The following is a 20,710-nucleotide window of genomic DNA, read 5'->3' as shown; positions in this document are numbered from 1 at the left end:
GCTCAGGACGCGGCGCCCAGCGTGGTCAGCCGCCGCGCCAGCACCTCGGCAATCTGGGCAAGGAACACCCCACCCAGGCTGCTGCGGTACTGCTGCGGGTCCGGGCTGCCCAGCGCCAGCACGCCGTGCAGGCTTTGATGCTCCAGACGCGCCACCGCCGCCGAGCCGAGCGTGTCGCCGTGCTGGCCGGGGAACAGAAAATCCAGCTCGCTGGCGCGCAGCACGCCACAGGCTACCAACGGACCTTCCAGCAGGCCGCCGAGTGCCTGGCGGGCACTGTCGATGGTGACCTGCCGCCCCGCATTGCCGGTCGGCCCGAACAGCAACAGGCTGACGTAGGGCACCTGAAAGTCATGGCGCAGCCCGTCTTCGACCGCAGCGACCAGCTCCTCCAGGGATTCGGCATCCAGCAATTGCACGATCAGCCGGCGGCTGCGCTCGAACAGCCGGTCATTCTGGCGCGCCACTTCCATCAGCGTGCTCAGCTGGGCGCTCAGGCTCTGGTTGCGGCTGCGCAAAAGCCCCAGCTGGCGCTCGACCAGCGAGATGGCGTGCCCGGCTTCGTGGTGGATCTCCATATTGGCCAGCAGCGCATCACGCCCGACAAAAAACTGCGGGTGCGCCGCCAGCCAGGCGGCGACCTGTTCGGCATCCAGCACCGGCGTTTCGCGCGGCTCGCTCACAGGCGCACCTGGCCTTCAAACACCCGCAGCGCCGGGCCGGTCATCAGCACCGGCTGGCCTTCGCCGCGCCACTCGATGCTGAGGGCGCCGCCCGGCAGCTCGATGCGCACCGGCGAGTCCAGCCAGCCCTGGCGGATACCGGCCACCGCCGCCGCACAGGCGCCGGTGCCGCAGGCCTGGGTCTCGCCACAGCCGCGCTCCCAGACCCGTAGCCGCGCCTGCTGGCGATCGATCACCTGCAAAAAGCCGATGTTGGCCTTCTGCGGGAAGCGCGGGTGGGTTTCCAGTTGCGGGCCAAGGCTTTGCACCGGTGCCTGGGCGACATCGGCGACCCGCAGCACGCCGTGCGGGTTGCCCATCGACAGCGCCGCCAGCTCGACGGTCTGCCCGTCCACCTCGACCGGGTAGCTCAGCGCGGCCTGCTCGGCGAGGAAGGGCACCTCGGCCGGCAGCAGGCGCGGCGCGCCCATGTCCACGGTGATCTGTCCGTCCGGGCGCACATTCAGCTCGATGATGCTGTTCTTGGTCTCGACGCGGATGCGCTTCTTGGCGGTCAGGCGCTTGTCCAGCACGAAGCGGGCAAAGCAGCGCGCGCCGTTGCCGCACTGCTCGACCTCGCTGCCGTCGGCGTTGAAGATCCGGTAGCGAAAATCTACATCCGGACGGCTCGGCGGCTCGACGATCAGCAGCTGGTCGAAGCCGACGCCGGTGTGGCGATCGCCCCACTGGCGCACGTGCTTGGGCTGGATGTGGGCGTGCTGGCTGACCAGGTCGATGACCATGAAATCGTTGCCCAGCCCGTGCATCTTGGTGAATCGCAGCAGCATGCCAGTCTCCGGGTCAGGCGGGCAGCAGGCTTTCGCCGGCGTAGAGTTCCTCGAGGGTTTCCCGGCGCCGCACCTGGTGCATGGCGGTGCCATCGACCATGATTTCCGCCGCGCGGCCGCGGGTGTTGTAGTTGGAACTCATCACAAAGCCGTAAGCCCCGGCCGAGCGCACGGCCAGAAGATCGCCTTCGGCGAGCACCAGCGCGCGGTCCTTGCCGAGAAAATCGCCGGTCTCGCAGATCGGCCCGACCAGATCGTAGGGGCGGGCTTCACCCTCGCGCGGCACCACCGGGACGATGTCCATCCATGCTTCGTAGAGCGCCGGGCGGATCAGGTCGTTCATGGCGGCATCGATCACCGCAAAGTCCTTGTGCTCGGTGTGCTTGAGGTACTCGACGCGGGTCAGCAGCACGCCGGCGTTGGCGACGATGTAGCGCCCCGGCTCGAACACCAGCGCCAGATCCCGGCCGGCCAGCCGCTCGCGCACTGCCTTGATGTAGTCGCCAGCCTGCGGCGGCTCCTCGTCGCGGTAACGCACGCCCAGCCCGCCGCCCAGATCCAGATGGCGGATGGTGATGCCCTGCTCGGCCAGGCGGTCGATCAGCGCCAGCAGGCGCTCGAGGGCATCGAGGAACGGGGTCAGCTGTGTCAGCTGCGAGCCGATGTGGCAATCGACGCCGATGATCTCAAGGTTCGGCAGCGCGGCCGCGCGGCGATAGACCGCCAGGGCCGCGTCGATGTCGATGCCGAACTTGTTTTCCTTGAGGCCGGTTGAGATGTACGGGTGAGTCTGGGCATCCACATCCGGATTGACCCGCAGCGAGACCGGCGCCTTGACGCCCAGCTCGGCGGCAACCGCCTGCAGGCGCTCCAGCTCGACATCGGATTCGACGTTGAAGCAGTGCACGCCGACTTCCAGCGCGCGGCGCATGTCGTCGCGGCTCTTGCCAACGCCGGAGAACACCACCTTGGCCGGATCACCGCCGGCGGCCAGCACGCGCTCCAGCTCGCCGCGCGAGACGATGTCAAAGCCAGCGCCCAGACGCGCCAGCACGTTGAGCACCGCCAGGTTGGAGTTGGCCTTGACGGCAAAGCAGACCAGATGCTCGATGCCGTTCAGGGCATCGGCGTAGCTGCGAAACTGCGCCTCGATGTGGGCGCGGGAATAGACGTAGGTCGGTGTGCCAAATTGTTCGGCGATGGCGGACAGCGCCACGCCTTCCGCGAACAGTTCACCGTCGCGGTATGCAAAGGGGTGCATGCAGGTCTCCCGGGCGGAACCGGCTTCAGGTGCCGGGCCGCAAAAAGGCTCAGAGTTCGAAACGGTCCTTGCTGTTGCCGGCTTTTTCATCGCCTGGCAGATAGAGCGGACCTTTCTGCCCGCAACCGCTGAGGCCGGCACCGAGTACGAGCAGTGCCAGCAGGGGAAGCAACAGGCGCTTCATGGCGGAAATCCTTGTAAAAGCAACGATTGCGCCGGAGTATACCGACCCCCCGATGGCTTGCCTATGTGCCCAAACGCGCGGCCGGCGCGGGGTCTGCCCTGTGTTTCGAGTCTGCGGAGACCAACCCATGAGCCTCACCGAAGCCCGTTTCCACACCCTGGTGGATGCCCTGCAGGCAGCCGTCGAGGACGCCTTTGATGCCAGCGATCTGGATGTCGACCTTGAGAGCAGCGGCGGCGTGCTGACTGTGCGATTCGATAACGGCAGCCAGCTGATCTTCAGCCGCCAGGAGCCGCTGCGCCAGCTGTGGCTGGCGGCCCGCTCGGGCGGTTTCCACTTCGACTATGACGAAGCCGCTGCCGGCTGGATCTGCGACAGCAACGCCGAGCCGCTGATGAGCATGCTGCCGCGCCTGGTGCGTGAGCAGGGCGGTGCCGAGGTGTGCTTCGATGGCCTCTGAGCTGCGGGTGCGCCGCGATGACGAGGGGCGCATCGCCTCGCCCTGTGTAAGCCTGTGCGGTCTGGATGAGTATGACGTGTGCCGTGGCTGCGGACGGCTGCGCAGCGAGATCCGCGCCTGGCGCGATGCCGATGATGCCGAGCGTCTGGCGATCCTGAATGCGGTGCAGGCGCGGCGCGAGCGCTGAGCTTGCCTATTCCCTAGGCTGTGCTATGGTCACGGCAAATCTTTCAAAGCCCTGCCGTTTCGGTGGGGCTTTTCTTTTCACCCTTATATCCACCGTTCCGAGGAGTTGTGCCGCGATCATGAGCCTGTCCCCACCCATCACTCTCACCCGTCTCGACCTGCAGCGTCTGGAAAAGCTGCTGGACAGCCTGGAGGACTTCGGCCCCACCGCCGAGGCGCTGGAGCGCGAGCTCGAGCGTGCCGAGGTGGTCAGCCATGACGCCATCCCGCCGGGCGTAGTGACCATGAACTCCACCGCCCATTGCCGCGAGGAAGCCAGCGGCAAGGAGTATCACCTGACGCTGGTCTATCCCCACGAGGCGGGTGCCGAGGGCACGGTGTCGGTGCTGGCACCGGTCGGCTGCGCGCTACTTGGGCTCTCGGTCGGGCAGTCGATTGACTGGACGATGCCCGGCGGCAAACCTCTCACCCTGACCCTGCTGGGCGTCGAGTACCAGCCGGAGGCAGCTGGCGAGCTGCGCTGAGCCGGATCTGCGCCGCAAGGCCAAACAAAACAGCCCGCGACCGGAAACCCGGCGCGGGCTGTTTGGCTAAGGAGCCCGCGCTAAGCGTGCATCCTTGAGCGAGCCGCTTAGGCCGGCTTGAGGATGGTCAGCACGGTGCGCAGCTGCTCGACGGCATCCAGACCGAGGCTGGTCAGGTAGCCACCATCGACCTGGGAAATCAGGCCCTTGGCGAACAGACGCTCACCGGCAGCGACCATCGCCGGCGCAGCGTCGTGATGGATCTTCAGCCCCTCCTGGGTGTTGTCGGGGTTGAACAGAGTCAGCAGTTCCAGCTCAGCAATCAGTTCGGCGGTCAGTTTCATAGTGCCTCCAGAGCACGGCGGGGCGGCCAGCGTGGCCACCCTCGGTTATTCGTCTTGTTCGTCGTCGTCCGCGTTGCCGAGCGCTTCGGGCAGCTCGGGCAGGGCACGCAGCATCTGCTCGTAGCCGGCGCCGTCGAACGGGCGGTCCTCGGCGAGCATGTTCTCGATCTCGTGGGCGAGGATCAGCGCCATCAGGCGCACCGCGTCCTCGCGGGCGTAGCCGACCAGGGTCAGCTTGTTGAGGGTCGCCTGGGTCGCGGGCGGCTCACCGGCGGCGATCTGATTCTCGATGGCCTCGATCAGCTTTTCTTCGGCGAAGAGCGCATCGTCTTCGGCGCTGTGTTCGGTCATGGCGGGGGTCTCGTCGGGGGCCGGCGGATTCTCTTCATCCAGCTGGCAGAGGGTGCAGCTGCCATCGTCCGGGCGGCTGGTCTCGATGTAGCGCACGCGGCGGCTGGCCGACTGGCGGTCGGCGGCAACACGAAAGCGTGGGCGGTCAGAGTCAGACATGGCGGGGGTTCCAGAACGCGCAGGCCTTCTTCATAACCCGCCCTGGCTGCGGGCGGCAAGCGCTGATTGGTCGTGCCGGGTGCCGCGCGCGGTACGGTAGCGCTGCACCCGGCCATCCGTCAGCGTGCGGCCAGCAGTTCGCGGCCGCGGGCCACGGCGGCGCGCACCTGCGCCGGGGCGGTGCCGCCGATGTGGTTGCGGGCGTTGACCGAGCCTTCCAGGGTCAGCACGGCGAATACGTCGTCGGTGATCTGGTCGCTGAACTGGCGCAGCTCATCCAGGCTCATCTCGGCCAGGTCCTTGCCGGTGGTGACGCCGTACTTCACCGCGTGGCCGACGATCTCGTGGCAGTCGCGGAACGGCAGGCCCTTGCGCACCAGGTAGTCGGCGAGATCCGTGGCGGTGGAGAAGCCGCGACGCGCCGCCTCGCGCATCACCTCGACGCGCGGCTTGATCGCCGGGATCATGTCGGCGAAGGCGCGCAGGCTGTCGCGCAGGGTGTCGGCGGCGTCGAACAGCGGCTCCTTGTCCTCCTGGTTGTCCTTGTTGTAGGCCAGCGGCTGGCCCTTCATCAGGGTCAAGAGGCCGGTCAGCGCGCCGAACACGCGGCCGCTCTTGCCGCGCACCAGCTCGGGCACGTCGGGGTTCTTCTTCTGCGGCATGATCGAGGAGCCGGTGCAGAAACGATCCGGCAGCTCGATGAAGTTGAACTGCGCGGAAGTCCACAGCACCAGCTCCTCGGAGAAGCGCGACAGGTGCATCATCGCCAGCGAGGCGGCGGCGCAGAATTCGATGGCGAAGTCGCGATCCGACACGCCGTCCAGCGAGTTGCCGCCGATCGCCTCAAAACCCAGCAGCTCACAGGTGATCTCGCGCTGGATCGGGTAGGTGGTACCGGCCAGCGCCGCCGAGCCCAGCGGCATGCGGTTGACCCGCTTGCGGCAGTCGACCAGGCGCTCGTAGTCGCGCGACAGCATCTCGAACCAGGCCAGCAGGTGGTGGCCGAAGCTCACCGGCTGCGCGGTCTGCAGGTGGGTGAAGCCGGGCATGATCACTTCGGCGTGCTGCTCGGCCTGCTCCAGCAGACCTTCCTGCAGACGGGTGATCTCGGCAAGGATCACGTCGATCTCGTCGCGCAGCCACAAGCGGATGTCGGTGGCGACCTGGTCGTTGCGGCTACGCCCGGTGTGCAGCTTCTTACCGGTGATGCCGATGCGGTCGGTCAGGCGCGCCTCGATGTTCATGTGCACGTCTTCCAGGTCGACGCGCCAGTCGAAGGTGCCGGCCTCGATCTCGGCCTGGATCTGTGTCAGGCCGTCGATGATCACATCGCGCTCGGCGGCGGTGAGCACGCCGGCTTGTTCGAGCATGGTGGCGTGGGCGATCGAGCCCATGATGTCGTGGCGGTACAGGCGCTTGTCGAAGTCGACGGAGGCGGTGAAGCGGGCGACGAAGGCGTCGACCGGCTCGCTGAAGCGGCCGCCCCAGGACTGGTTGGTTTTTTCGCTGCTCATTGGGAGTTCTCGTGCTGCATGCGGGTCGAAAATGGCCGGCATGATAGCAGGTCGCCTACGGCCGCCGGGCGATGCCTCGCGGGCACTTTTCGTGCCAGAAATGCCTGTTTGGCCGGGAAATGACTTTGATCATGACCGACGGTCACAGGGCGCGTTAGTCTACGCTTGAACGTGACCCTTGCAGGGAGCTGATCCCATGAATGTCCTGATCGTCACCGGTGAACCCCTGATCCGCGCGCAGCTGGCCGAGTGGATCAGCCAGCTGCCGGGCTATCGCCCTCTTGCGGCCGAGGTGGCCAGCGTTGCCGAGGCGCTGGCGCAGATCGACAGCCTGCAGCCGGACATCGTCCTGCTAGATGTGGCGCTGCCCGGCGATGGCCTGCAGGTCGCGGCCCGCCTGTGCGAATACGAGCCGTCCCCGGCGCTGGTGCTGTGTGGCGAGGCGGCGCAGCTGGCCGGGCTGCGCCGCGAGGCGCTGGCGCTGCTGTGCCTGAGCGAGGGCGTTGATGGGCTGGCTGCCGCACTGGCGGCTGCCGTGGCGCCCAGTCGCGCCCAGCTGCTGGCCCTGGTGGCCGCACCCCAGCCGGGGCAGGCGCCGCGCAGCCATATCGGCGCGCGCACCCGGCGCGGCGTCGAGCTGGTGGCGCTTGGGGAGGTGCTGTATTTCATTGCCGATCACAAGTACGTGACCCTGCGCCATACCGGTGGCGAGCTGCTGCTCGATGAGACCCTCAAGGGGCTGGAGGAGGAGTTTGGCGAACGCCTGGTGCGCATCCACCGCAACGCGCTGGTGATGCGCGAGCGCATCGATCACTTGCAGCGCGATGTGCATGGCTACTTCCAGCTCTATCTGCGCGGGCTGGATGAGGCGAGCCTGACGGTCAGTCGCCGGCATGTCAGCGGCCTGCGCAAGCTGATGCGCGGATTGTCGTGAGCGCGGGTGCGCTGATCTGGCCGGGCAGGCCTGCGGAGGCGGGCGGGCAAGCTGCTATCATCGGCCGACTTCCCTGATCGTCTGGAATTGCCCATGCCCCGCGAAATCCGCATCGCCACCCGCAAGAGTGCCCTCGCCCTGTGGCAGGCCGAGTACGTCAAGGCCCGCCTTGAAGCGGCCCACCCGGGCCTGATCGTGACCCTGGTACCGATGGTCAGTCGCGGCGACAAGCTGCTCGATGCGCCGCTGGCCAAGATCGGCGGCAAGGGCCTGTTCGTCAAGGAACTGGAAACCGCCCTGCTGGACAACGAAGCCGACATCGCTGTGCATTCGATGAAGGATGTGCCGATGGACTTCCCCGAAGGCCTCGGTCTGTACTGCATCTGCGAGCGTGAAGACCCGCGCGATGCCTTTGTTTCCAATACCTACGCCAGCCTCGACGCGCTGCCGGCCGGTAGTGTGGTCGGTACCTCCAGCCTGCGCCGTCAGGCCCAGCTGCTGGCGCGCCGCCCGGACCTGGAAATCCGCTTCCTGCGCGGCAACGTCAACACCCGTCTGGCCAAACTGGATGCCGGCGAGTATGACGCCATCATCCTCGCCGCCGCCGGGCTGATTCGCCTGGGCTTTGAGGCGCGCATCCGCGCCTTTATCAGCGCCGAAGACAGCCTGCCGGCCGGTGGTCAGGGCGCGGTGGGCATCGAGTGCCGCACGGCCGATGCTGAGCTGCACGCGCTGCTGGCGCCGCTGCATCACGCCGATACTGCCGATCGGGTCAACGCTGAGCGCGCGCTGAACAAGCACCTCAACGGCGGCTGCCAAGTGCCGATTGCCTGCTACGCGCTGCTCGATGGCGATGATCTGTGGCTGCGTGGACTGGTCGGTCAGCCCGATGGCGGCGAGCTGCTGCGCGCCGAAGCATGTGCCCCGCGTGCGCAAGCCGAGGCGCTCGGTGTTCAGGTGGCCGAGGCGCTGCTGGCTCAGGGCGCGGATCGCATCCTCGCCGCCGTCTACGGCGACGCAGGCCAGCCGTGAGCGACTGGCGTCTGCTGCTGACCCGTCCGGCCGAGGACTGCGCCGCTCTGGCCCAGACCCTCGCCGCGCAGGGAATCTTCGGCCATTGCCTGCCGCTGCTGGCCATCGAGCCGCTGGCGGAAACTCCCGAGCAGCGCAGCCTGCTGCTCGATCTGGATCGCTACGATGCGGTGATTGCGGTCAGCAAACCGGCCGCGCGCCTGGGGCTTGAGCTGCTGGATCGCTACTGGCCGCAACCACCGGCCCGCCAGCGCTGGTTTGCGGTCGGCCCGGCCACCGGCGCGCTGCTGGAGGCTTATGGCCTGGATGCCCACTGGCCTGAGCACGGCGATAACAGCGAAGCGCTGTTGGCGCTGCCGGCTGTGCAGGCACTGCTGAATATGCCCGATGCGCAGGTGCTGATCCTGCGCGGCGACAGCGGGCGCGACTGGCTTGCTGCTCAGCTGCGCGCACGCGGTGTGCGGGTCGATTTTCTGCCGCTGTACCGGCGTGTGCTGCCGGACTATCCGGCCGGTACCCTGCTGGCCACGCTGCGCGAGCAGGCGCTCAATGGCCTGGTGGTCAGCAGTGGTGAGGGGCTGAGCAATCTGCAGCAGCTGGCCGGCGCGCACTGGCCAGAGGTGGCGCGTCTGCCGCTGTTCGTGCCCAGTGAGCGGGTCGCCGAACTGGCCCGCGCAGCGGGCGCCCTTGATGTACGCAACTGCCACGGCGCCAGCGCTGCGGCCCTGCTGGCGGCCCTGGCCGACCAGTCCGAATCCCGTTAACCGTCGGTGCGCCGCACTGCGGCGTACCTTACCGAAGGATGCCTCCGTGACCGACGCCGCCTCGCAACCCGAACAACTGCCGCCGGCTGAACCGGCAACCCCCACCCCGAGCGCAGCCCCTGCGGCGCCCGCGCCGGCACCCCGTGGCGGCTCCCGTCTGAGCCTGCTGGCGCTGCTGCTGGCCGGCGGCGCGCTGCTGCTGGGCGGCTGGAGCGTCAGTCAGCTGCAAAAGCCGACCGACCCGCAGCTGGTGGCCCAGCTGCAGAGCCTGGAGATGCGCCTCACCGAGCAGACGCAGCGCAGCGCGCAAAGCGCGCAGGCACTGAACGCGCGCCTGGCGGCCCTGCCGGGCGCTGAGGTGTTGAGCGAGCAGCAGCGCCTGCTCGCGGATCTGCAGACCCAGCAGCAGACCTTGTCGGTGCGCATCGATCAGGTGCTGGGCGCCAGCCGGCAGGAGTGGCGGCTGGCGGAAGCCGAATACCTGCTGCGTCTGGCCTCGCTGCGCCTGAGCGCCCTGCAGGACGTCAACAGCGCCCGCGCGCTGGTGCAGGCCAGTGACCAGATCCTGCGCGATCACGATGATCCCTCGGCCTTTGCCGCCCGCGAGCAGCTGGCGCGCAGCCTGGAAGCGCTGCGGCGCCTGCCGGTGATCGACCGCACCGGCCTGTTCCTGCAGCTGGCGGCGCTCGGTGAGCAGGCCGCCGGGCTGGACAGCCGTCTGCCGGTCTTCCAGCCGACTGCAGCACCCGCCGCACCGGCTAACCGCGATGGCTGGCAGGCCTGGTGGCAGCAGCTGAGCGGCTTTGTGCGGCTGGAATTTACCGCCAGTGACGAGGTGGCGCCGCTGCTGGCCGGGCAGACCCGCGAGCAGCTGCGTCTGGCCCTGCGCCTGGCGCTGGAACAGGCGCAGTGGGCGGCGCTACATGCCGATGCGCCGGTCTATGCCCGCGCGCTGGAGCAGGCTCGCGAGCTGGTGCAGCAGTTCTTCGGCCTGGAGGATGCGCACAATCAGGCGCTGTATGCGCGTCTGGGTGAGCTGCAGGCCCAGCCGGTGGCCGTGGCGCTGCCGGATCTGGCCCCGGCGCTCAATGCCCTGCAGGCCTATCTGGAGCAGCGCGCCCGCGCGGCCTTGCAGCAGAGCCTCGCAGAGACCCCCGCGACCTCCGAGGTAGCACCCGAAGCCTCGGCCCGCGCGGCAGCCGCCGAGGCGTCGGCAGCGCCCGCAGAGAGCGCACCGGCGCCGGCCGAATCCACTCCGGCCGCTGCGGCGACTGAGGAGGTCCGCCCATGAACAACCGCCTCCTGTTGCTGCTGTTGCTGGTCATTGTCGCCGCCGCCCTGTTGGGGCTGGCGGTCGCCGATCAGGCCGGTTATGTGCTGATTGCCTACGGTGGCCTGCGCTTTGAGGCGACCTTCTGGGTGTTCCTCGCGCTCTGTGCGCTGCTGGCGGGGCTGGTGTACGGCGCGCGCCTGCTGCTGCGGCTGCTGGGCGCGTCGGGGCGGGTGGTCAATCCCTGGTCGGGGCGCAATCGTCAGCGCCGTGTCCAGCAGGCGGTGCGCCGTGGCGTGCTGGCGCTGGCGGCCGGGGACTGGTCGAGCGCCCTCAAGCTGTTGTCCCAGGCGGCCCGGCATGCTCCGCAGCCGCTGCTGGCTAGTCTCGGCGCGGCGCGTGCGGCCCATGCGCTGGGCGAGCATGCCCAGGCAGAAGCCCTGCTGTCCGAGGCGCTGGAGCGTGATCCCGAGGCCGAGGTACTGGTGGCACTGGAGCACGCGCGGATGCTGATCGAGCGTGGCTGCGACAGCCAAGCGCGCGATGCGCTGCAGCGGGTGCGCGAGCATCATCCCCGGCATCCCGAGGCGCTGCGTCTGTTGCCAGGCGTACTGGAGCGCCTGCAGGACTGGTACGCCCTGAGCGCGCTGCTCCCCGAGCTGCGCCGGGTACAGACCCTGCCGCTGGCGCGTCTCGAGGCCCTTGAAGCCCACGCCTGGCGCGCCCAGTTGCGCGCCGCCGCTGAGCGCTGTGCGCCCGGTGATCCGGCCGCGCTGCAGGAGGCCTGGCAGGCGTTTGGGCAGGCACAGCGTCAGCAGCCGGCGCTGCTGGTCGCCTACGTCGAGCTGCTGCGCGGTTTTGGCCAGAGCGCCGAGGCCCAAGGCGAGGCGCTGCTGAGCGCGGCCTTGCAGCGTGAATACGATCCGCAGCTGGTGCCGCTTTATGGGCGGCTGCAGGGCCAGGATCTGGCCGCCCAGCTGCGCCGCGCCGAGGGCTGGCTCAAGGCCCATCCGGGCGATGCGGCGCTGCTGCTGGCGCTGGGGCGTCTGTCGCTGCGTAACCGCCTGTGGGGCAAGGCGCGCGATTATTTCGAGCGCAGCCTGCAGTGTGAGCGCAGCGCCGAGGCCTGCATCGAGCTGGCCCGCCTGCTTGAGCATCTGGGCGACACCGCGCGCAGCCAGCAGGTCCTGCAGCAGGGGCTGGGGCTGCTGGGCCGCGAGCTGCCGGCACTGCCGCAGCCGGGGCCGGCGCGCTGAACCGGGCGGGCGGCGCTGGCCGCCCGATCCGATCTGCTCAATCAATGTCACGGGAGTCATCATGGCGCTGGGCAATCCCCGCTTGCTGAATCTGCTGATCTTCGCCGGTTGCAGCCTGCTGCTGGCCATCGGCCTTTATCTGGAACACGTCCAGGGCCTTGAGCCCTGCCCGCTGTGCATCGTGCAGCGGATCGCCTTTGCCGGGGTGGGGCTGCTGGCGCTGCTGGCGGCGCTGCACGGCCCGCAGCGCCAGGGGCGGCGGATCTATGCCGGGCTGAGCCTGTTGTGTGCGCTGGGTGGCGCGGCCACCGCCGGGCGCCAGCTCTGGTTGCAGAGCCTGCCGCCGGACCAGCTGCCGGCATGCCTGCCGAGCCTGGATTACATGCTCGAAGCCCTGCCGCTGCAGCAGATCGTCGGGCTGGTGCTGCATGGCACCGCCGATTGCACGGAGATCAGCTGGACGCTCTTGGGGCTGGGGATTCCCGAGTGGAGCCTGCTGGGCTTCATCGCCCTGATCGGCCTGCAGGGCTATCAGCTGCTGCGCCGGCGCTGAGCCGCAAGGCGGCTTGCTGGCACCGGGGACTCGGCATAGTCTGGAGAAAAGCCGGGCCGGAGATCTGCCGATCCCCGGTCGTCGATTGCCACGCACCGTGGATTCATTCAAGGGGAAGGTCATGCTCGAAGATTGCCGGGACGCTCAGGAGCGCTGGGGCGGCGTACACCGTCTGCTGGATCGCTGGTTGCAGGAGCGTCAGCACCTGATCGAGGCCTATCAGGCGCTGTGTCAGCGTCCGCAGCAGGGTGCCGGCGAGCTGGAAGGCTTCTGCAGTCGTCTGCTGGATTATGTGTCAGCCGGGCACTTTGAAATCTACGGCCAGCTGCTCGATGAAGCGCGCGCCTTTGGGGATCAGCGCGCCCTGGAGCTGGCCGAGCAGCTCTACCCGCGTCTGCAGGCCAGCACGGATGCAGCCCTCGACTTCAACGACCGCTGCGACAATGGCGATCTGCGCGACAACCTGGGACTGGGTAGCGTGCTGCAGCCGCTGGGCCGCCAGCTTGAGGAGCGCTTCGAGCTGGAAGATTGCCTGATCGAGGTGCTGCATACCGCGCACAGCGCCCAGCAGCGCGCCTGAGCTGGTGGGAGTCGTGGCGGGCGTCTAGGCTGAGGGTGGATTGATTCCATCCCGAGGAGGCGCCCATGTCACATCCGCAAGCTCCGCTCACCACCCCGCTGCAGCTGCTGCAGCAGCTCGCCGGCAATCTGCTGGAGCACTTCGATCAGGCCTGTGCCGAGGCTCTGGAGAATACCGAGCAGCTGCTGGCCAAGCTGGAGCGCCAGCGTGCCAGAACCCAGGAGCGGCTCTACAAGGCCAACACCCGGCTCAGTGATGCGGTCCACGCTGGCAAGGCCGGGCGTCAGGCCAAGTACCGGGCGCGGATCACCGAACTGGACGAGCTGCTGGCGACCCTCGAATCCCGGCATGCCGAGTTGCTCGAGTACCTGCAGCAGCTGCGTCTTGATGTTCGCGAGAGCCTCGAGCTGGCCCAGGGGATCGGCAAGATCGCGCAGGCCGCCGCCTCAAGGCTTACCCATCGCGCCCTGAGCCGCGCGGCCTGCAGCGCCGGGCAGGGCGAGTCGCCGGCTGCCGTAGCGCCGCCGGCACCGCATGCGGCATCCGCCACCGGCAGCCGTGGCGCGCTCCCGCAGGCGGTGCACACCGCAGCCGAGCCCGAAGCGGCGACGGCGCCGCGGCGCGGGCGGCCGCGCAAAGCCAAGCCCCCTCAGGCCTGAGGGCGGGCCTGCTCGCGCAGCGCGGCGGCCAGCCCGGCGGCTGCCGGCGCTGGCAGCAGTGCACCCAGCCAGTCGCCGGTGAGCGCGTCGGGCGTTGAGGTGCGGGGCCAGGCGTCGATGCACTGCTGCAGGCGCGCCAGCAGGCAGCGCTCGGCGTCCAGCTCCAGACTGGCGAGCTGCTGGCGCAGACCGGCCAGCGCGGCATCGGTGGCGGCGGCGGCCTTCCAGGCGCGGCGCAGGGTGCGCAGCGGCGTGCAGACCGCTTGCTGCCAGTCACCGGCCACCTGCTGGAGCCGGGCGGCGAGGGCGCGATCCAGCGGCTGGCCGCGCTGTTCAAGCCACAGCGCCGTCAGCAGCAGGCAGACATCCGCCCCGTACTCATCCTGTGCCGTGAGGCAGTGCTGCGCCAGCGCCGGGCGGGCGTAGAGCGCGGCGGCAAAATCCCACAGTTCCTGCTGCATGATGCCTCCGGGGGCGAAAGGCGAACTGCTAGACTGCGCGTTTGCCGAATGCCCGTGTGTGACCATGATCCGAATCGTCAATCTTACCTTGCAGCGCGGCCCGCAGCGCCTGCTTGAACACGCCGACCTGACCCTGCACGCCGGCCAGCATGTCGGCCTGATCGGTGCCAATGGCGCCGGCAAGTCGTCGCTGTTTGCCCTGCTGCGCGGTGAGCTGCACGCCGATGCCGGCGACTGCCAGCTGCCCGCTGACTGGCGCATCGCCCACATGCGTCAGGAGGTCGATACCCTCGAGCGCCGCGCGGTGGACTATGTGCTGGATGGCGACGCCAACCTGCGGCGCATCCAGCGCGCGTTGACCGCCGCCGAAGTCGCCCACGATGGCAGCGCGATCGCCGCCCTGCACACCGAGCTGGACAACGCCGACGGCTACAGCGCCGATGCGCGGGCGCGCAAGCTGCTCGCCGGCCTCGGCTTTGATGCCACGCAGATGGAACGCGCGGTCGGCGACTTCTCCGGCGGCTGGCGGATGCGCCTGAACCTCGCCCAGGCGCTGATGTGCCCCTCCGAGCTGCTGCTGCTCGATGAGCCGACCAACCACCTTGATCTTGACGCGATCCTCTGGCTGGAGGAGTGGCTGAAGGGCTACCCCGGCACCCTGCTGCTGATCTCCCACGACCGCGATTTTCTCGATGCGGTGGTCGATCACGTGGTGCATCTCGAGCAGCAGACCCTGACCCTGTACCGCGGCGGCTACTCGGCCTTCGAGCGCGCCCGCGCTGAGCGGCTGGCCCAGCAGCAGCAGGCCTTCGAGAAGCAGCAGGCGCAGCGCGCGCACATGGAAGACTTCATCCGCCGCTTCAAGGCCAAGGCCAGCAAGGCCCGTCAGGCGCAGAGCCGGATCAAGGCGCTGGAGCGCCTCGAGGAGCTGGCGCCGGCGCACATCGACTCGCCGTTTGATTTCGTGTTCCGCGAGGCCGACAAGGTCTCCAGCCCGCTGCTGGATCTCAGTGAAGGGCGCCTTGGCTACGGCGAGCGGGCGGTGCTGGAGAAGGTCAAGCTGCAGCTGGTGCCCGGTGCGCGGATCGGCCTGCTCGGCCCCAACGGCGCCGGCAAATCGACCCTGATCAAGACCCTCTCCGGCGAGCTCGAACCGCTCGGTGGCCGCCTGACCCGCGGCGAGAATCTGGCGGTCGGCTACTTCGCCCAGCATCAGCTCGACTCGCTCGATCCCAAGGCCAGCCCGCTGCTGCACCTTGCGCGCATCGCCCCGGCCGAGCGCGAGCAGACCCTGCGGGATTTCCTCGGTGGTTTCGATTTTCGTGGCAATCGCTGCGACGAGCCGGTGCTCAACTTCTCTGGTGGCGAGAAAGCCCGTCTGGCCCTGGCGTTGATCGCCTGGCAGAAGCCCAACCTGCTGCTGCTGGATGAGCCGACCAACCACCTTGACCTTGAGATGCGCCTGGCGTTGACCCTGGCCCTGCAGGAGTTCCACGGCGCGGTGCTGGTGGTCTCCCACGATCGCCAACTGCTGAAGAGCACCACCGATGAGTTCCTGCTGGTCGCCGATGGCCGCGTGCAGGCCTTTGACGGCGATCTGGATGACTACGGCCGCTGGCTGATCGACTACCGCGCCCGTCAGCAGCCGCCAAGCAGTAGCGACAGCGCCGAGCGCGGCGATAAGACCGACAAGCGCGCTCAGCGTCAGGCCGCGGCGGCTTTGCGCCAGCAACTGGCCCCGCGCAAGAAGGCTGCTGACAAGCTGGAAAAAGACCTCAGCGGCGTACACGAAAAACTCGCCGCACTGGAAACCCGCCTTGGCGACAGCGCGCTCTACGAGGCGGCGCGCAAGGACGAGCTGCGCGCGCTGCTCGCCGAACAGGCCCAGCTCAAGGCCCGCGAGGCCGAGCTGGAAGAGGCTTGGCTGCTGGCCCTCGAAGAGCTCGAGGCGCTGGAGGCCGAGCTGGGCGGTGCGGCATGAAAGGCTGGCTGGCCCAGTGGCTGGGCGAATGGAGCGAGACCCTGCTGCTGGGTACGCGGGTGCTGCTGATCCTGCTGGTGGCCTTTGTCCTGCAGCGTCTGGTGGCGCGCGGCCTGACCCGCATCGCCACGCGCTATCAGCTGCCAGGCGAGCTGCTGTTGCCGCTGCGCGGGGCGCTGCGCTGGCTGATCATGGGCAGTGCGCTGCTGCTGGCGCTGGAGCATCTGGGCGTTTCGGCCGGGGTGCTGTGGGCGGCGTTCTCCGGCTTTGTCGCCGTTGCTGCCGTGGCCTTTTTCGCGATCTGGAGCGTGCTCTCCAACCTGTTCTGTGCGGTGCTGATCTTCACCGTCGGGCCGTTTCGCCTAGGCGATCGGGTCGAGGTGATGGACGGTTTCGACAAGCCCGGCGCCAAGGGCCGGGTCGTGGCCATCAACTTGCTTTACACCACCCTTGAAGAGGAGGGCGAACTCGCCAGCGGCGCACTGCTGCAAATCCCCAACAGCCTGTTCTTTCAGAAAGTCGTGCGCCGCTGGCGCGGCACCGACGCGCTGTCCGTCACCGTACTTCCCCGTAAATCTCAAGAGACCTGATCCCTCATGGAATGGTTGACCAGCCCGGAAATCTGGGTGGCATTCTTCACCCTGACTGCCCTGGAAATTGTCCTCGGCATCGATAACATCATCTTCATCTCGATCCTCGTCGGGCGCCTGCCCAAGGAGCAGCAGCCGCGGGCCCGCTTCTTTGGTCTGGCGCTGGCGATGGGTACCCGCATCCTGCTGCTGCTGTCGATTGCCTGGGTCATGCGCCTGACGGCGGATCTGTTCAGCGTGTTCGGCCAGGGCATTTCCGGGCGTGATCTGATCCTGTTCTTCGGCGGCCTGTTCCTGCTGTTCAAGAGCACCATGGAGATCTGGCACAGCGTCGAGGGCGAGGCCGAGGTGGCCGAGGGCGGCAGCGCGGCCAAAGCCGGCTTCATGGCCATCATCCTGCAGATTGCGGTGATCGATATCGTCTTCTCGCTGGATTCGGTGATTACCGCGGTGGGGCTGGTCGAGCATGTGCCGGTGATGGTCGCGGCGATCATCATTGCCGTGCTGGTGATGATGGCCTCGGCCGGCACCATCAGTGACTTCATCGAGAAGCATCCGTCGCTGAAGATCCTCGCCCTGTCGTTCCTGGTGGTGGTCGGCACCCTGCTGGTGGCCGAGGCCTTCGAGGTGCATGTGCCCAAGGGTTACGTCTACTTCGCCATGGCCTTCTCGCTGGCGGTCGAGGCGGTGAATATCCGGGTGCGCACGGCGATGCGCCGCAAACTGGCCGATCCGCTCAAGCTCAACAAGGATCTGCCGGGCTGAGTCTGGCGGTTCTGTACAAAAAAGGGCGACCCACGGGTCGCCCTTTTGCATGGGATGAGGCGTGTTCACCACGGCACCGGCTGATCGTTCCAGTCACGGAAGCTGCCGCTGTCGGCCGGGGTGCGGGCGGCGATTACGGTCAGCAGGCGCTCGGCGACAAAGGCAGGGCTGAACAGCCGCTCAGCGGGCACGTTGGCCTGGAAAGGGCGCGACAGCTCGGTGTCGGTGGTGCCCGGGTGTAGCAGCAGCAGGCAGGCCTGCGGGTTGAGGCGGCGCAGTTCGATGCTGGCGGTGTGCAGCAGCTGATTGAGGGCGGCCTTGCTGGCCCGGTAGCTGTACCAGCCGCCCAGCCGGTTATCGCCGATCGAGCCGACCCGCGCCGACAGGGCGGCAAAGCAACAGGGCTGGCGGCCACGCAGCTGCGGCAGCAGGTGCTTGAGCAGCAGCAGCGGGGCAAAGGCGTTGGTGCTGAAGGTGGTCATCAGGCCGGCCAGATTCAGCTGGCCGAGGTGCTTTTCTGCCCGTGCCTCGCCCTGTTGCAGTACGCCGAGGGTGCTGATCACCAGCCGCAGCGGTGCGCCGCTTTGCTGCCGCTCAAGCGCCAGAGCGGTCAGCGCCTCTTCATCGCAGGCATCCAGATCGCGCCGTTTGAAGCGCTCGCCATACTGCTCGGCCAGCGCCGCCAAGCCCGGACTCTGGGTGGCACGGCGCGCCACGGCCCAGACGTGACGCACATCATCCCGGGCCAGCAATTGCTGGCACAGGGCCAGACCGATGCCGCGGCTGGCACCACAGATCAGCACATCGGCCGGTTCGCCAAAGGGCAGGTACAGGCTCATCACACATCTCGCAGCAGTGGGCGGGGCGTCCAGTCTTGGCGCCTGCGCCGGCAAAGGCAAGTGGCTGCGGCGCCGGGGCGATATGCTCTACCATGCCGGCCGAATCTGAGTGGGGATAGAACGATGCGCGTATGGATCGATGCCGACGCCTGCCCGCGGGCAGCGCGGGATCTGGTGGTGAAATTCGCCCTGAAGCGCGGCTTCGAGGTGGTGCTGGTGGCCGGTCAGCCGGTGGCGCGGCCCAACTTCGCCTGTGTGCGGCTGATCGTGGTGCCCAGCGGCCCGGATGCGGCGGACGATCATCTGGTCGAGCATGCCGAGCCGGGCGATCTGGTGATCTGCTCGGACGTGCCGCTGGCCGATCGGCTGGTAAAAAAGGGCGTAGCCGCGCTGGACCCGCGCGGGCGCGGGTTCGATGAGCGCAACATGGGCGAGCGGCTGGCGGTGCGCAACCTGTTCACCGACCTGCGTGAGCAGGGACAGATCGGCGGCGGGCAGGCGCCTTATGGCGAGAAGGATCGTCAGGCGTTTGCCAATGCGCTGGATCGTTTGCTGGCGGCGCTGAATCGCCGGCCCTGAACAGTCAGGGCTGCGCCTGCCGGGTGTTTCCGGCAGACGCAGCAGCGGTTCAGGCCATCTCCAGCACGCGATCAACCAGCTTATTGATGCCGCAGGCCGCCTCGGCAATGCTCTGCGCCAGCATGTAGGCTGGGGTGGTCACCAGCTTGTGCGCCGGATCGACGACGATGTCGTCCACCGCGCACTCGACGTGGCTGGCGCCCATCGCGTTCAGCGCCGCAGCGGTGTCGGCATCCTGGCCGATGGTGCAGAACACGCCCTCGCCGCAGAAGGCGCGGGCCAGGGCCGGGGCGATGCAGATCAGGCCGATCGGCTTGCCGGCGCGGGCAAACGCCTGTCCGGCGGCCAGCACATCGGCCTGCACGCGGCAGTCACTGCCCTTGAGGGCGAAGTCGCAGAGGTTCTTCGCCGCGCCAAAGCCACCGGGGACGATCAGCGCATCGAAGTCCGCGACGTTCAGTTCGCGCACATCACGCACATTGCCGCGGGCAATGCGCGCCGATTCGACCAGCACATTGCGGCTTTCGGCCATTTCCGCGCCGCTCAGATGGTTGATGACGTGCAGCTGCGCGATGTTCGGGGCAAAGCATTGCACCTGGGCGTTGCGCTGGCTCAGGCGCAGCAGGGTGAGCACGCTCTCGTGAATCTCGGTGCCATCGTAGACACCGCAGCCGGACAGAATCACAGCGACTTTCTTGCTCATGGCAGACTCTCCTCGACGATCAACCCGGTCAGGCCGGGGCAGGGGTGCTAATCCTAGCGGCAAGCCTGCCTGGCGGCCACGCCCGGCTGGCCCGCCGGCGGCTGGGCGACTATGGTAGGCGGGCCGGGCATCAGCGTGGCCGGGACGAACGGTCCGGGCCAGCAGCTGTCGCAAATTGGTCATAATGTCTTCATAGACTGTCTGTCATGCCCCTTTCCGGGCTCTGGAGTGCGTCGTGAGCTTTACCCCTGCCAATCGCCTGTTCCCCGCCACCCGCCTGCGCCGCAACCGCTGCGACGACTTCTCCCGCCGACTGGTGCGCGAGCACCGCCTGAGTGTCGATGACCTGATCCTGCCGGTGTTCGTGCTGGAGGGTGAGAACCGCCGTGAGCCGGTCCCCTCGATGCCGGGCGTCGAGCGTTTGTCCATCGACCTGCTGCTGGAAGAGGCGGCCGAGTTGGTGGCGCTGGGCATTCCGGCGCTGGCACTGTTCCCGGTGACCCCGGCTGAGAAGAAGTCGCTGGATGCGGCCGAGGCGTGGAATCCTGAAGGACTGGCGCAGCGCGCCACCCGTGCCCTGCGCGCGCGCTTCCCGCAGCTTGGCATCATCACTGACGTGGCGCTGGACCCGTTCACCACCCACGGGCAGGACGGCATCATCGACGAGCAGGGCTACGTGCTGAACGATGTGACCACCGATGCGCTGGTCAAGCAGGCGCTGTCCCACGCCGAGGCCGGTGCCCAGGTGGTGGCGCCGTCGGACATGATGGACGGGCGCATCCAGGCGATCCGCGAGGCGCTGGAAGTCGCCGGTCATGTCAATGTGCGGATCATGGCCTACTCGGCCAAGTACGCCAGCGCCTACTACGGCCCGTTCCGTGATGCAGTCGGCTCGGCCGGCAACCTCAAGGGCGGCAGCAAGGAAACCTACCAGATGGACCCGGCCAACAGTGATGAGGCGCTGCACGAGGTGGCGCTGGATCTGGCCGAGGGTGCCGACATGGTGATGGTCAAGCCGGGCATGCCCTATCTGGACATCCTGCGCCGGGTGAAGGACGAGTTCCGTGCGCCGACCTTTGTCTATCAGGTCAGCGGCGAGTACGCCATGCACATGGCGGCGATCCAGAACGGCTGGCTGTCCGAGGCGGTGATCCTTGAATCACTGGTTGCCTTCAAGCGCGCCGGCGCGGACGGCATCCTCACCTATTTCGCCAAACAGGCCGCCCAGCAGCTGCAGTCGCGGTCCTGAGC

26 protein-coding genes are annotated in these 20,710 nt (G+C 68.0%); 16 read left to right on the top strand and 10 right to left on the bottom strand.

The genetic code is table 11. The features are described 5' to 3' along the window. Window positions 1–2: 2 nt before the first annotated feature. Genes MXC11_RS08500 through lptM form a run of 4 tightly spaced genes read right to left on the bottom strand, consistent with a single transcriptional unit; the run spans window position 3 to window position 2,955 of the window. On the bottom strand, window positions 3–683 hold the full coding sequence (locus tag MXC11_RS08500; protein ID WP_250008206.1) for a DUF484 family protein: 681 nt from the start codon (window positions 681–683) through the stop codon (window positions 3–5). Further along, window positions 680–1,510 carry a diaminopimelate epimerase gene (dapF, locus tag MXC11_RS08495; RefSeq protein ID WP_250008199.1) on the bottom strand — a complete coding sequence of 277 codons (831 nt, stop codon included), beginning with the start codon at window positions 1,508–1,510 and terminating at the stop codon, window positions 680–682. Before dapF ends, MXC11_RS08500 begins: the two co-directional genes overlap by 4 nt. Before the next feature lie 13 nt (window positions 1,511–1,523). Then, window positions 1,524–2,771, bottom strand: coding sequence for a diaminopimelate decarboxylase (gene lysA, locus MXC11_RS08490; RefSeq protein ID WP_250008182.1), 1,248 nt, complete (start codon window positions 2,769–2,771; stop codon window positions 1,524–1,526). 49 nt (window positions 2,772–2,820) lie between these two features. After that, window positions 2,821–2,955, bottom strand: a complete 135-nt coding sequence (gene lptM, locus MXC11_RS08485) for an LPS translocon maturation chaperone LptM (RefSeq protein WP_250008173.1) — start codon at window positions 2,953–2,955, stop codon at window positions 2,821–2,823. 127 nt (window positions 2,956–3,082) lie between these two features. Between lptM and cyaY the strand changes: the two genes are divergently transcribed. From cyaY to rnk, 3 genes are all read left to right on the top strand, one after another. After that, window positions 3,083–3,415, top strand: coding sequence for an iron donor protein CyaY (gene cyaY / locus MXC11_RS08480; RefSeq protein ID WP_250008165.1), 333 nt, complete (start codon window positions 3,083–3,085; stop codon window positions 3,413–3,415). Continuing rightward, window positions 3,405–3,602 carry a DUF1289 domain-containing protein gene (locus MXC11_RS08475; RefSeq protein WP_250008159.1) on the top strand — a complete coding sequence of 66 codons (198 nt, stop codon included), beginning with the start codon at window positions 3,405–3,407 and terminating at the stop codon, window positions 3,600–3,602. Before cyaY ends, MXC11_RS08475 begins: the two co-directional genes overlap by 11 nt. Window positions 3,603–3,720: 118 nt before the next feature. Continuing rightward, a complete protein-coding gene (rnk, locus tag MXC11_RS08470) occupies window positions 3,721–4,125 on the top strand; it encodes a nucleoside diphosphate kinase regulator (RefSeq protein WP_250008152.1) in 405 nt (134 codons plus the stop codon). Window positions 4,126–4,232: 107 nt separating this feature from the next. Here the strand turns inward: rnk and MXC11_RS08465 are convergent, their stop codons facing one another. From MXC11_RS08465 to argH, 3 genes are all read right to left on the bottom strand, one after another. Further along, window positions 4,233–4,469: a TIGR02647 family protein gene (locus MXC11_RS08465; RefSeq protein ID WP_250008145.1), complete on the bottom strand. Its 237-nt coding sequence runs from the start codon at window positions 4,467–4,469 to the stop codon at window positions 4,233–4,235. 45 nt (window positions 4,470–4,514) lie between these two features. Beyond that, window positions 4,515–4,979: a hypothetical protein gene (locus MXC11_RS08460; protein WP_250008138.1), complete on the bottom strand. Its 465-nt coding sequence runs from the start codon at window positions 4,977–4,979 to the stop codon at window positions 4,515–4,517. Between the two features lie 119 nt (window positions 4,980–5,098). Next, window positions 5,099–6,493, bottom strand: coding sequence for an argininosuccinate lyase (gene argH / locus MXC11_RS08455; RefSeq protein WP_250008131.1), 1,395 nt, complete (start codon window positions 6,491–6,493; stop codon window positions 5,099–5,101). Window positions 6,494–6,689: 196 nt separating this feature from the next. Here argH and MXC11_RS08450 point away from each other — a divergent pair, with 196 nt between their 5' ends. The 8 genes from MXC11_RS08450 (at window position 6,690) to MXC11_RS08415 (ending at window position 13,541) form a co-directional block, all read left to right on the top strand. Beyond that, a complete protein-coding gene (locus tag MXC11_RS08450; protein ID WP_250008127.1) occupies window positions 6,690–7,427 on the top strand; it encodes a LytR/AlgR family response regulator transcription factor in 738 nt (245 codons plus the stop codon). A gap of 93 nt (window positions 7,428–7,520) precedes the next feature. Continuing rightward, window positions 7,521–8,459 carry a hydroxymethylbilane synthase gene (hemC, locus tag MXC11_RS08445; protein ID WP_250008121.1) on the top strand — a complete coding sequence of 313 codons (939 nt, stop codon included), beginning with the start codon at window positions 7,521–7,523 and terminating at the stop codon, window positions 8,457–8,459. Further along, window positions 8,456–9,223: a uroporphyrinogen-III synthase gene (locus MXC11_RS08440; RefSeq protein ID WP_250008114.1), complete on the top strand. Its 768-nt coding sequence runs from the start codon at window positions 8,456–8,458 to the stop codon at window positions 9,221–9,223. Before hemC ends, MXC11_RS08440 begins: the two co-directional genes overlap by 4 nt. Window positions 9,224–9,269: 46 nt before the next feature. Continuing rightward, a complete protein-coding gene (locus MXC11_RS08435) occupies window positions 9,270–10,514 on the top strand; it encodes a uroporphyrinogen-III C-methyltransferase (protein ID WP_250008106.1) in 1,245 nt (414 codons plus the stop codon). Beyond that, complete coding sequence (locus tag MXC11_RS08430; RefSeq protein ID WP_250008099.1) at window positions 10,511–11,749, top strand: heme biosynthesis HemY N-terminal domain-containing protein; 1,239 nt, start codon at window positions 10,511–10,513, stop codon at window positions 11,747–11,749. The genes MXC11_RS08435 and MXC11_RS08430 overlap by 4 nt, the downstream gene beginning before the upstream one ends. 61 nt (window positions 11,750–11,810) lie before the next feature. Further along, window positions 11,811–12,302: a disulfide bond formation protein B gene (locus MXC11_RS08425; RefSeq protein WP_250008091.1), complete on the top strand. Its 492-nt coding sequence runs from the start codon at window positions 11,811–11,813 to the stop codon at window positions 12,300–12,302. A 121-nt stretch (window positions 12,303–12,423) separates the two neighbouring features. Further along, window positions 12,424–12,882 (top strand): sigma D regulator, encoded by a 459-nt coding sequence (rsd, locus tag MXC11_RS08420; protein ID WP_250008084.1) that lies wholly within the window; start codon window positions 12,424–12,426, stop codon window positions 12,880–12,882. A gap of 65 nt (window positions 12,883–12,947) precedes the next feature. Next, on the top strand, window positions 12,948–13,541 hold the full coding sequence (locus MXC11_RS08415) for an AlgP family protein (RefSeq protein WP_250008077.1): 594 nt from the start codon (window positions 12,948–12,950) through the stop codon (window positions 13,539–13,541). Here the strand turns inward: MXC11_RS08415 and MXC11_RS08410 are convergent. Then, window positions 13,532–14,002 carry a TIGR02444 family protein gene (locus tag MXC11_RS08410; protein WP_250008069.1) on the bottom strand — a complete coding sequence of 157 codons (471 nt, stop codon included), beginning with the start codon at window positions 14,000–14,002 and terminating at the stop codon, window positions 13,532–13,534. The two genes, MXC11_RS08415 and MXC11_RS08410, sit on opposite strands and share 10 nt — an antisense overlap. A gap of 64 nt (window positions 14,003–14,066) precedes the next feature. On the opposite strand from MXC11_RS08410, the gene MXC11_RS08405 reads away from it, so the two are divergent. The 3 genes from MXC11_RS08405 to MXC11_RS08395 are packed head-to-tail and all read left to right on the top strand — an operon-like array spanning window position 14,067 to window position 17,338. Continuing rightward, a complete protein-coding gene (locus tag MXC11_RS08405; protein ID WP_250008062.1) occupies window positions 14,067–15,983 on the top strand; it encodes an ATP-binding cassette domain-containing protein in 1,917 nt (638 codons plus the stop codon). Then, window positions 15,980–16,573 (top strand): mechanosensitive ion channel family protein, encoded by a 594-nt coding sequence (locus MXC11_RS08400; RefSeq protein WP_250008054.1) that lies wholly within the window; start codon window positions 15,980–15,982, stop codon window positions 16,571–16,573. The genes MXC11_RS08405 and MXC11_RS08400 overlap by 4 nt, the downstream gene beginning before the upstream one ends. 6 nt (window positions 16,574–16,579) lie before the next feature. Further along, entirely contained in the window at window positions 16,580–17,338 is a 759-nt protein-coding gene (locus MXC11_RS08395; protein ID WP_250008048.1) for a TerC family protein, read from the top strand. 65 nt (window positions 17,339–17,403) lie between these two features. On the opposite strand, the gene MXC11_RS08390 is transcribed toward MXC11_RS08395, so the two are convergent. Then, window positions 17,404–18,177 carry an SDR family NAD(P)-dependent oxidoreductase gene (locus MXC11_RS08390; RefSeq protein WP_250008041.1) on the bottom strand — a complete coding sequence of 258 codons (774 nt, stop codon included), beginning with the start codon at window positions 18,175–18,177 and terminating at the stop codon, window positions 17,404–17,406. A 123-nt stretch (window positions 18,178–18,300) separates the two neighbouring features. Between MXC11_RS08390 and MXC11_RS08385 the strand changes: the two genes are divergently transcribed. Continuing rightward, on the top strand, window positions 18,301–18,756 hold the full coding sequence (locus MXC11_RS08385) for a YaiI/YqxD family protein (RefSeq protein ID WP_250008034.1): 456 nt from the start codon (window positions 18,301–18,303) through the stop codon (window positions 18,754–18,756). Between the two features lie 49 nt (window positions 18,757–18,805). Here the strand turns inward: MXC11_RS08385 and elbB are convergent, their stop codons facing one another. After that, window positions 18,806–19,459: an isoprenoid biosynthesis glyoxalase ElbB gene (elbB, locus tag MXC11_RS08380; RefSeq protein ID WP_250008027.1), complete on the bottom strand. Its 654-nt coding sequence runs from the start codon at window positions 19,457–19,459 to the stop codon at window positions 18,806–18,808. 235 nt (window positions 19,460–19,694) lie between these two features. Between elbB and hemB the strand changes: the two genes are divergently transcribed. Beyond that, window positions 19,695–20,708: a porphobilinogen synthase gene (gene hemB, locus MXC11_RS08375; protein ID WP_250008020.1), complete on the top strand. Its 1,014-nt coding sequence runs from the start codon at window positions 19,695–19,697 to the stop codon at window positions 20,706–20,708. The last annotated feature ends 2 nt before the right edge of the window (window positions 20,709–20,710 follow it).

The sequence above is a fragment of the Pseudomonas eutrophicaquae genome (assembly GCF_023544715.1).
GTDB lineage: Bacteria > Pseudomonadota > Gammaproteobacteria > Pseudomonadales > Pseudomonadaceae > Geopseudomonas.
The sequence above is the reverse complement of the archived record's forward strand: the minus strand, read 5'-3'. Positions and strand labels throughout refer to the sequence as shown.